The organism is Helicobacter suis, from assembly GCF_902196125.1.
Lineage (GTDB): Bacteria > Campylobacterota > Campylobacteria > Campylobacterales > Helicobacteraceae > Helicobacter > Helicobacter suis_B.
The window spans coordinates 1-3,010 of the sequence record NZ_CABIKG010000033.1 but is presented as its reverse complement, the minus strand read 5'-3'; the positions used below and the strand labels follow the sequence as shown (position 1 = coordinate 3,010).

At 46.2% G+C, this 3,010-nt stretch carries 2 rRNA genes; both read left to right on the top strand.

From position 1 onward, the window contains the following. Positions 1 to 2,312 (top strand): 23S ribosomal RNA (locus G6Q00_RS08090); the annotation flags it as partial. A 617-nt stretch (positions 2,313 to 2,929) separates the two neighbouring features. Then, positions 2,930 to 3,010, top strand: a 5S ribosomal RNA gene (rrf, locus tag G6Q00_RS08085); the annotation flags it as partial.

The window sequence follows — 3,010 nt, the reverse complement described above, 5'->3', positions numbered from 1 at the left end:
GTGATGGACTGCCTTTTGCATAATGATCCTGCGAGTTGTGGTGTCTGGCAAGGTTAAGTGAAAAACGAGCCGTAGCGAAAGCGAGTCTGAATAGGGCGTTTTAGTCAGATGCTGCAGACCCGAAGCCAAGTGATCTATCCATGGCCAAGTTGAAGTAAGTGTAATAGCTTATGGAGGACTGAACCCGTGCCCATTGAAACGGGCTGGGATGAGCTGTGGATAGGGGTGAAAGGCCAAACAAACTTGGTGATAGCTGGTTCTCTTCGAAATATATTTAGGTATAGCCTCAAGTGGTGGCAAGAGGGGGTAGAGCTCTGATTGGACTAGGGCTGCTCGCCGCAGTACCAAACCCTGTCAAACTGCAAATACCTCTTGTTCTAGCTTGGGAGTCAGGCGGTGGGTGATAAAATCAATCGTCAAGAGGGAAACAACCCAGACTACCAACTAAGGTCCCCAAGTTCTATTCTGAGTGGAAAAAGATGTGTGGTTACTCAAACAACCAGGAGGTTGGCTTAGAAGCAGCCATCCTTTAAAGAAAGCGTAACAGCTCACTGGTCTAGTGATCATGCGCTGAAAATATAACGGGGCTAAGATAGACACCGAAGTTGTAGATTGCACTTGAGTGCAGTGGTAGAAGAGCGTTCTGTGCAGCGTTGAAGGCATACCGGTAAGGAGTGTTGGAGCGCACAGAAGTGAGCATGCAGGAATGAGTAGCGATAAGATGTGTAAGAATCGCATCCGCCGTAAATCTAAGGTTTCCTACGCGATGTTCGTCATCGTAGGGTTAGTCGGGTCCTAAGCCAAGTCTGAAAAGGGTAGGCGATGGCAAATAGGTTAATATTCCTATACCAATTAGGGTGTGCGATGGGAGGACGCATAAAGTTAGGTGAGCCAGCGGATGGAAGTGCTGGTCTAAGGGTCATAGATTAGGAGAGAGGCAAATCCGCTCCTGTATTCAAAACCTAAATAGGCTCCTAGAGATCTTCGGATCAAAGGGAGAATCACTGATACTTTGTGCCAAGAAAAGTCTCTAAGTTTAGCCCTAATTGTCCGTACCGCAAACCGACACAGGTAGATGAGATGAGTATTCTAAGGCGCGTGGATGAACTCTCTTTAAGGAACTCTGCAAACTGACACCGTAAGTTCGCGATAAGGTGTGCCTACGCAAGTAGGTCTCAGCAAAGAGTCCCTCCCGACTGTTTACCAAAAACACAGCACTTTGCTAACTCGTAAGAGGAAGTATAAGGTGTGACGCCTGCCCGGTGCTCGAAGGTTAATTGATGGGGTTAGCAGCAATGCAAAGCTCTTGATCGAAGCCCGAGTAAACGGCGGCCGTAACTATAACGGTCCTAAGGTAGCGAAATTCCTTGTCGGTTAAATACCGACCTGCATGAATGGCGTAACGAGATGGGAGCTGTCTCAAAGAGAGGTCCAGTGAAATTGTAGTGGAGGTGAAAATTCCTCCTACCCGCAGCAAGACGGAAAGACCCCGTGGACCTTTACTATAGCTTAGCACTGCTAATGGGAATGCCATGCGCAGGATAGGTGGGAGGCACTGAAGCAGACACTTTGGTGTCTGTGGAGCCATCCTTGAGATACCACCCTTGGCGTTTTTGTTAGCTAACTGGCCTAAGTCATCCTTAGGCAGGACAATGTTTGGTGGGTAGTTTGACTGGGGCGGTCGCCTCCTAAAGAGTAACGGAGGCTTACAAAGGTTAGCTCATGGCGGTTGGAAATCGCCAGTTGCGTGTAATGGCATAAGCTAGCTTAACTGCAAGAGAGACAACTCAAGCAGAGACGAAAGTCGGTCATAGTGATCCGGTGGTTTCGTGTGGAAGAGCCATCGCTCAAAGGATAAAAGGTACCCCGGGGATAACAGGCTGATCTCCCCCAAGAGCTCACATCGACGGGGAGGTTTGGCACCTCGATGTCGGCTCATCGCATCCTGGGGCTGGAGCAGGTCCCAAGGGTATGGCTGTTCGCCATTTAAAGCGGTACGCGAGCTGGGTTCAGAACGTCGTGAGACAGTTCGGTCCCTATCTGCTGTGGGCGTAGGAAAGCTGAGGAGAGCTGTCTTTAGTACGAGAGGACCGAGATGGACATGCCACTGGTGCACCAGTTGTTCTGCCAAGAGCACCGCTGGGTAGCCACGCATGGTTGTGATAAGAGCTGAAAGCATCTAAGCTCGAAGCCAACTCCAAGATGAGCTTTCCCTGAAGCTTACATGAAGACTACATGTTTGATAGGGTGGGTGTGTAAGTGCAGCAATGCATTAAGCTAACCACTACTAATAAAGCGTTTGGCTTGTTTGCAGCTAAGTTGCACCGCCTTATTGAGTGTATTTGATAAAAACTTAAGGCTTTGTACAAACTTTACATGGGCTATTTAAGTATGGCTTTTAAAGCTTAAGGCTTTAAGCTTGTTAGCTTTTTTCTGTAGCTTTTTTCTAAAGCTTTAGCTTTTTTCTGTAGCTTTTTTAAGCACAATTTAAGCAACAATCAAGCAAACAATCTAGGCTTATTAAGCACGATCTAGGCTTTATTATAGGTCTTACTAAATGTAGGGCTGAAGGTCTTAAGGGCTTAAAGGTGCTAAGAGAGTGTTAAAAATTCTCTTAGGAAATTGCTTAGGATTGCTTAGAGAAATTGCCTAAGTTAGAAAAAGCTTAAGGTGTTAGCAATTTAAGCTTTTGTGTATGGCAAAGTTGCAGGGAAAGCAAAGTTTGCTTTTTGCAAAAGATTAAAGCTTACTCTTTGCAAAAGCTTGTTAAAGGCTTATTAACTTGCAAAAGCTTTGAAAGAAAGCTATACTAGTGAAGCTTTACTAAAGGCTGTGCTAGAAAAGCTTTGCTATAAAAAGCTACACTGAAGAAAGCCTTTGCTAAGAAAGCTACACTAAGAAAAAGCTTGGAAAAAAGCTTCGCTTTTTCTCCCGTGTCCCTAGTAGAGAGGAAATACCCAGCTCCATCCCGAACCTGGAAGTCAAGCTCTCTAACGCCGATGATACTGCT